Below are 6504 nucleotides of genomic sequence, written 5' to 3' on the forward strand. Positions count from 1 at the left end.
CCCGAAAGTGCCCACTTAAGCGAGCCCCGCAGGGGAGGGGGCACCGCGCAGCGGCGGTTGCAGCGACGGCCCGGGTGGCCACGGTGGCCGCGTTACGAGCTCGCATGCTGCTCGTCGCGACCGAATCGACGGTCGTCGAGCGTCGACGTGCACGAAATCGGCAAGCGCTCTGTCGAACAAGTCGCGACCATTCCCGCTCGCTCGAACTTCCGTCCCCTTCACCATGATCGCCGGCCCACTGCGGCAAGGAGGCATCACTCGTGTTTACCATTCGACCTGGTACGCCCCCCTGCTGCTCGGTTTTCAGTCCGGCGAGGCGCCAACGCCCGGCGAAATGCGCGCCGCGCGCGATGCTGATGCCCTCGCCGGTTATCGTGCACATCCGCCAAGCGAAGCCATTCTGCTCGAGATGGCGGCCCGTCCCGCGCGGGGACGGCTCGATCTGGACGCGGTCGCACAGGAAACCGACTGCGTTCATATGCTGGGGGACGTGCTGAGTTTCTGGACTTCGGCGATGCGATCAGACAACTGGTGGAGCGAACGTACGGTGAGAACGAGAGATTCCGCCGGCTCGCAAACCATCGCATCGCCCAAGTCACTGGATCCACCACGGCACCCCAAACCCATCCTGATGTGGGCAAACGATTGCGGAAGGGAATTAGCGGAGATCGGGCCGTCAAGTCCCGCCCTGCTCGTTATGCCGTCCGGTCCTCAGAAAGAACCTTAACTGAACGGCATTACCCTCACGGGGAGGGTCTTAGAGGGGCCTGGAGGGCGATCAAGTGGAGCACGCATCGCGTAAAAGAATGCCCGCGCTAAGCGGGCAAAGTACTACTGTGAGGAGACACGCTTGAATCGGTGCGACGACGGTGGAATCGCCAACGACCAATGCAATCTCTACGCTGACTGGAGGATTTCCGTCGTACGTCGACTATCCAGACACTAAATTTCCGAACAAACAATCTTGAACGGGACGGACCGCGGTTGGCCCGTATTGTCGGTCGTCGTCACAGTGACGCCTTGAGGCGTTTCAGTCTCTTCATCGTATGCCAAGTAGGGAGGCAAATCACTGGTGGTGATGCATCCTACATCTCTGGAGAACGTGCCGTTGAACGTAATGGTATAGACGGAACCATCACTTGAAACGCTCACATTGGCAATCCAACTTTTCCCTTTCTTAACATTTCCATTCGCGTCAATTTCTGCAATCCAATTTTGCCCTTTCAGTTGCCCTGACGATTGCAAACCGTTTTCTGCGCATGGAGTGGTTTGCCAGGTTACGACTGACCCCAAATCGACGCAGCCGTACAGCGGCTGCGCAGAGATCACGTTCTGTGCTCGTGCAACCGGAGATAATAGGATTCCACAAACGAGCAAGGACAACATACAGAATAAAAATTTTTTCATGATCATCTCCATGCACGCAACATTCCGAAAACACCGCTCGATCAATTGAGCGCTCAATTTCTTCATAAATATAAGACATTCGCCACTTCATCGAAGATCTTTTAGAGAGTAGGATATCCACGTCCAAAAAACGACATTGTCGATAAATTTCACATGTCAACAAATCGCTTTCTTCGAGTGACGAAATCGGTCGAATGCGAAAGCGTTATCGAATATTGCGCACGCATATATTCAGGTTGGTCTATGCGGTCAGCTGCCAAGGCGTCCGCCCGACACAAAGCTATCTCGCGCTGTCCGTGCCGCCTCGTTCGCTTGCACCGCGCCGGAGCCTAGACAGTCGGTCCTGAACAATTCGTTTTGTCGCACAGACGAAGCTACGCCGCTGACGGCGCAGCAGTTTGGAAGCTGGCGTGAAGGTCTATCACCCGGGACTGCGACGCGGTATCACGCGCGGCCTGCGCGCCATGATCCGCGCGTCGCAGCGCCCTCGAGCTGGCCATCGGACACATGAAGGTCGACGGCAAGCTCGACCGCAATTGGCAAGGGTTCGCTGGGCGATGCGATTCATGCGGTGCTGTGCGGCGCCGGTCACAACCTGCGGATGATCCTGCGCAAGTTGCGGCGTTTTTACGCCCTGATCCTCGTCGCATTGCTCGGCTTCAAAACCGCTGTGCCGCTGGCGGCATGCCCTCATCCGTGGACCAAAACGAATTGTTCAGGGCCGACTCGGTATAGTTCATGACCGGCGTCGGATCATCGAAGGGTAAAAGCTTCGGCGCACGCCAGTGTTGCACGGATGGTGCTCGAATTGACGCGGCCGCGAACGTGCGGAGCGCTCGTGATCGGCGCTTGCTCCTGAGTAGAACTTCATAAAAGAGGATGCGTGGATGTCGCCGCCGGCGAGCGGCTCGCGATTGATCGCATGCAGGCACGCCTACGCGAGGCCCGCATGACCCGTCTCGTCGTTGGGATCGGCGGTGTAGGTCGGCTGCCGGCCGCTGGGCGTCATCGTCTGCTTAACTGCCATGAAGGACGCCGCTAGGGCCGTGCAGCCCGCGTCGAACTGCAGCCGGGCGTTGCGGATCACTGATTGCCCCTTGAGCACCAGACGCGTCGCGACCTCGGGCGAGTGGTTCAGCGCGACCGCACCGGAATAGAGCTTGCGCACAAGTTAATAGACGCCCTGTCCCATGCCAGTCGTGTCGATCGCGATATAGCCAACCGTATAGCGCTGCGTGATCGACTCGATCGCGGCGGCCCACACCTCGAAATCGTTGCCACGAAACTGCTGGCGCTTGAGCACCTGAAACGGCCAGCCCTCGACGTGCGGCGGTGCCACCACGACCAAGCCCGCCGAGTCGCCGGTGAGCGCCGGATAACCGACGCACACCTCGCGCTAGCCGAACGGGCGCAGCAACAACGGCGAGTAGTCGTCGGCCCATTCGTCCCACGAGTCGACCATACAGCGCTGCAGCTCGGCCAGCTTGAACACCGACACCGAATCGTCGATGAACTGGCACATCAGCAGGTTCGCAAAGTCGGTCGCGCTGTAGCGGCGACGCTCTCGACGCGGCGCAGCGCCTTCGGCTCTCGCGTCTTGCTCGTGTACCTACGCATTGTCTAGAAAAAAAGCGAGAATCTGCGCAGGAACACGATTTATTAACAGCGGCGTGCCCCTGCCGTTGCGCGTAAACGTCACCATACCCCTCCGGATTTATGCAACGCCAATCTATGTCGGTGCACTATCCACAACAACGGTTTTGCCATCGCCCGGTCCATTCGCGCGCCCTTGTGCTTCGCGAGATTTATACAGCGCACTATTCAATTAACAACCGTTACGCGGATGTTACAAGCAAGTTCATGGCTCGCGGCTCAATTCCTTCTCATTCATAAGTCAGTCCACGTTACAGTGGAATTCGCTCGTTTTTTGTAAGCAGGCCGTCAATTTCGTGCATATAATTGACGAATTAGTGGCGACCGGGTTGATACAAAAACGGTTATATCCCGACGCGTCTGACGATCTTTATTTCGTTGCCAGAGTGGCGCATCGAAATTCGCTTGAGTGCGAGTTTCTAAAATAATGAGCAATTTGCGGCGACATACACTCAACCAACAAGGTGAATTATATGATCTTCAATCCAATTAACGAAGAGCAATTGCACCGTATCAACCCATACCATTTCATTGAATACCCCACGAACATCTAGCAATCCGAATATACACGATTTCGCATTTCATCAACGAGACCAGACATGCCGGAAAACCGTTACTCCATACTTAAAGTTCAGCTTGCGGAACTAGAGAAACAAATAGAAGCAGCAAAGCTCAAAGAAAAAATAAAAGCAATAGAAACAATTAAGGAGCTCATTTCCATGTACAACATTTCGAGCGGTGATATTTTCGGGCATCAGAATAGAAAAAATCGTCAGGCACCACCGCCCAAGTATCTGAATTCCGCGACAGGGCAGACGTGGAGCGGCCGCGGGCGCCCACCGGCATGGATAGCTGATGTAAAGAACAGGGACCGCTATCTCATCCAACAAAACAATTAACGAATTTTTAAGCAAACCAAACAATTAGTGATTCAGCATGCCTTATATTTTTCAAGCTCACCGCCCCCCCAAATCTGAATGCTAAGATTTAATCAGCGATCGCTGCGTTTTTTTGCAAGATGATATTTCAAAAAAACGTTCCGCGGATTTTTAGCATCGCCGGCGGCCGTTAGCGTTGAGCATCTGAGCAGCGAGATCATGTGCAAGCGCTGACCGTTGATGACGAATCGTAGATAGCCGACCCTAAACGATCCGCGCACGCCCGCCAAGTGCGGCTATGTGGCGAAATTGTGTTGTGGAATTTGCAAGAAGCTAGCATATTGCCGTGATATTCCCGCAAATTTTGACGAGTTTGGGATGGATCCAAAGACGCCGGTGCCAGGAGGAGATTTCTTCCGTCGACCTCTGCGCGAGCAGATCAACATGGAGCACCCGCTAGCTGGCTGTATTCGCAGTGCGCCTGCGACCTGTCATGAGGACGCGGTCTGCCAATGGTTCGACAACCCGTACCGACAGGTCTTCACCGGCGACCCATATTTGCAGGCTAAGTCGCCGATCGATAGGTCGACTGTGACGCGCTAACGCAAGCGGGTAGGCAAAGCCGACGTTGAAGGTCTACGATTGGTGACAACTGGCAGCATCGGATCAAAGGCGCGAAGACGTCGGCGCGAGAGCCAGACATGCTGCGGCCGCTGTGCCTGGACAGCAGAACGCGTGTCCACCGAACGACGTCGGCGGAGTGCCAGGATATGCAGGCTTCCTGAAGCGGTCAACGATCCGACGCAAGTGGAGCACGGCGCTTCCTCGAGTGGTGTCGCGGCAGCTTTGATCCCGCGCCTTCGAACTCTTGCTCGTGGCTCAGCGGTCAAATTCCGATTTTGACATCCTCCCCTGCCTGAATGCAGGGGATTCCTACCGCTCCTGAAACGATGATGCTTGCTTTAGGTCGCCTCGGCGGGTTCCTGCTTCACGGAGCGACCCGACTGCACCGGCTCTCCACATACATGGACGCCTCCCTATTGCAAGGACGGCTCTTCAAGCGCTGACAGACGAAGTCGATTGCAGCCATACATTCGGTCTTTGTTGCAGCCGGCATATAGGCTGCTGACGCATGATGAATTTCGCGGATGGTTTCTCAAACAGGCTATCGTGTTCGAAACACGCTGTGGAGAACGAGTTGCAACCATCCCGGTCTGACCAGTCTTGTCATCACTTGGGATTGCCCTGGCAATCGGTGGAATACCTCCCTACTACCTTGTATCGAGATACTGGCCGAGTTGATTACGCCACCACTGTGGCGTAGTCGGCTCGGAACACTTCGCCGCTGTGTAGCACCGCCCAGATACGTCGTGCATTTTTTGCCGCCAGTGCACAGACCGCAATGTTCATCCCGCGCCGCGCCGCAAGTTTCACCGCCCAGTCGTCAGCGTAGGCGGGTTTGTTGGTCCGCGCTCGCAGTACCGACCGCGCGCCATGCACTAGTAACTGGCGTACATAGCTGTTGCCGCGCTTGCTGATCCCCAGCAATACCTGTTTGCCGCCGCTGCTATGCTCGCGTGGCGTCAAGCCCAATGCACAGGCAAATTTGCGGGCCGTGCCGAACATATCGGCCCGTCCAAAGCTGCTGAGCACCGCCGTGGAAGTCAGAAGGCCGACGCCCGGGATGCTCTCGATCAGGCGACAGGCCGCGTTGTCCCGCCGTACCTGCATGAGTTGCCGCTCGACCCGTGCAATCCGTTCTTCCAGTTGCGCCAGGTGGGCCAGCAAGTCATCAAGCACGCCGCACAGCACGCCCAGTTCAGCACGTGCTCGTTCTTGCCATGCCACCACTTCACGGCGCAGATTCCGTATGCCCCGCGTGATCGCCCCGCCGAATTCGGCAATCAGTCCGCGTATCTGGTTGGCCGTCGCCGTACGCTGCTTCATCCAGCCTTCCCGCACCCGGTGCAGAGCTTGAACTTGTTGGTCGCCCCGGCTGCGCATCGCTACGGCTGGCACGTTGTCGCGGCTGGCCGCTTCGCAGATCGCCGCGGCGTCGCGCGCGTCGGTCTTGCTTCCCTGGACGTAGACCTTCACATACTGCGGCGCCATGAGCTTGACGTCATACCCCAACGCTGTCAGACGCCGCGCCCATTCATGCGCGCCACCACACGCTTCCATGCCAACCCGGCACGCGGGCAGCTTCGCAAAGAATTCCATCACTTCCGAGCGCTTGAGCCGACGCGACAAAATCTTCTTCCCTGAGGCATCGGCCCCGTGCACCTGGAATACGTTCTTGGCCAAATCAAGTCCGATTGCGCTAATCTTGTCCATGACGCCTCTCCCCACTCAGTGGTTGACCAACTCTCCCACTTTGGCACTTCTGATGCCGCCGTGGGCGGGAGGCGTCCATTTCATTAGGCTGCAACGCGGTGTCCCCGCGCCAAAACATTGATCGCGCCAACCACGTCGGCGTTTTCCTCGAAACCGCATTCGATACAGGCGAACCGCGCCTGCGTAAGCCGGTTCTGCGCGCTCACGCAAGCGCACGCCGGACACGTCCGGC

The 6504-nt window shown here is 57.0% G+C and carries 5 protein-coding genes and 3 pseudogenes; 4 read left to right on the top strand and 4 right to left on the bottom strand.

The window, feature by feature from the left end:
* The first annotated feature begins 223 nt into the window (after positions 1 to 223).
* A complete protein-coding gene (locus tag C7H84_RS36810) occupies positions 224 to 727 on the top strand; it encodes a hypothetical protein (RefSeq protein WP_162999491.1) in 504 nt (167 codons plus the stop codon).
* A gap of 215 nt (positions 728 to 942) precedes the next feature.
* On the opposite strand, the gene C7H84_RS36815 is transcribed toward C7H84_RS36810, so the two are convergent.
* Complete coding sequence (locus C7H84_RS36815) at positions 943 to 1407, bottom strand: hypothetical protein (RefSeq protein ID WP_162999492.1); 465 nt, start codon at positions 1405 to 1407, stop codon at positions 943 to 945.
* A gap of 407 nt (positions 1408 to 1814) precedes the next feature.
* On the opposite strand from C7H84_RS36815, the pseudogene C7H84_RS34875 reads away from it, so the two are divergent.
* Positions 1815 to 2149, top strand: a pseudogene (locus C7H84_RS34875) (hypothetical protein); the annotation flags it as partial.
* Positions 2150 to 2263: 114 nt separating this feature from the next.
* Here C7H84_RS34875 and C7H84_RS37720 read toward each other — a convergent pair.
* Positions 2264 to 2992: pseudogene (locus tag C7H84_RS37720) on the bottom strand (terminase); the annotation flags it as partial.
* A 667-nt stretch (positions 2993 to 3659) separates the two neighbouring features.
* On the opposite strand from C7H84_RS37720, the gene C7H84_RS34885 reads away from it, so the two are divergent.
* Both C7H84_RS34885 and C7H84_RS37440 read left to right on the top strand, forming a co-directional pair.
* A complete protein-coding gene (locus C7H84_RS34885; protein WP_121863047.1) occupies positions 3660 to 3959 on the top strand; it encodes an H-NS histone family protein in 300 nt (99 codons plus the stop codon).
* 357 nt (positions 3960 to 4316) lie between these two features.
* Positions 4317 to 4538, top strand: a pseudogene (locus C7H84_RS37440) (IS5/IS1182 family transposase); the annotation flags it as partial.
* Positions 4539 to 5240: 702 nt separating this feature from the next.
* Here C7H84_RS37440 and C7H84_RS34895 read toward each other — a convergent pair.
* Positions 5241 to 6272, bottom strand: coding sequence for an IS110 family transposase (locus tag C7H84_RS34895; RefSeq protein ID WP_121863048.1), 1032 nt, complete (start codon positions 6270 to 6272; stop codon positions 5241 to 5243).
* An 83-nt stretch (positions 6273 to 6355) separates the two neighbouring features.
* Positions 6356 to 6504, bottom strand: a 149-nt coding sequence (locus tag C7H84_RS34900; RefSeq protein WP_162999493.1) for a zinc ribbon domain-containing protein, incomplete at its 5' end; no start/stop codon positions are given.

The sequence above is a fragment of the Burkholderia sp. Nafp2/4-1b genome (assembly GCF_003635165.1).
GTDB lineage: Bacteria > Pseudomonadota > Gammaproteobacteria > Burkholderiales > Burkholderiaceae > Burkholderia.

Bases quoted from the DNA above. Each gene is read 5' to 3' on its own strand.
- C7H84_RS36810 (WP_162999491.1), top strand. From the start codon at position 224: ATGATCGCCGGCCCACTGCGGCAAGGAGGCATCACTCGTGTTTACCAT.
- C7H84_RS34895 (WP_121863048.1), bottom strand. From the start codon at position 6,272: ATGGACAAGATTAGCGCAATCGGACTTGATTTGGCCAAGAACGTATTC.
- C7H84_RS36815 (WP_162999492.1), bottom strand. From the start codon at position 1,407: ATGAAAAAATTTTTATTCTGTATGTTGTCCTTGCTCGTTTGTGGAATC.
- C7H84_RS34885 (WP_121863047.1), top strand. From the start codon at position 3,660: ATGCCGGAAAACCGTTACTCCATACTTAAAGTTCAGCTTGCGGAACTA.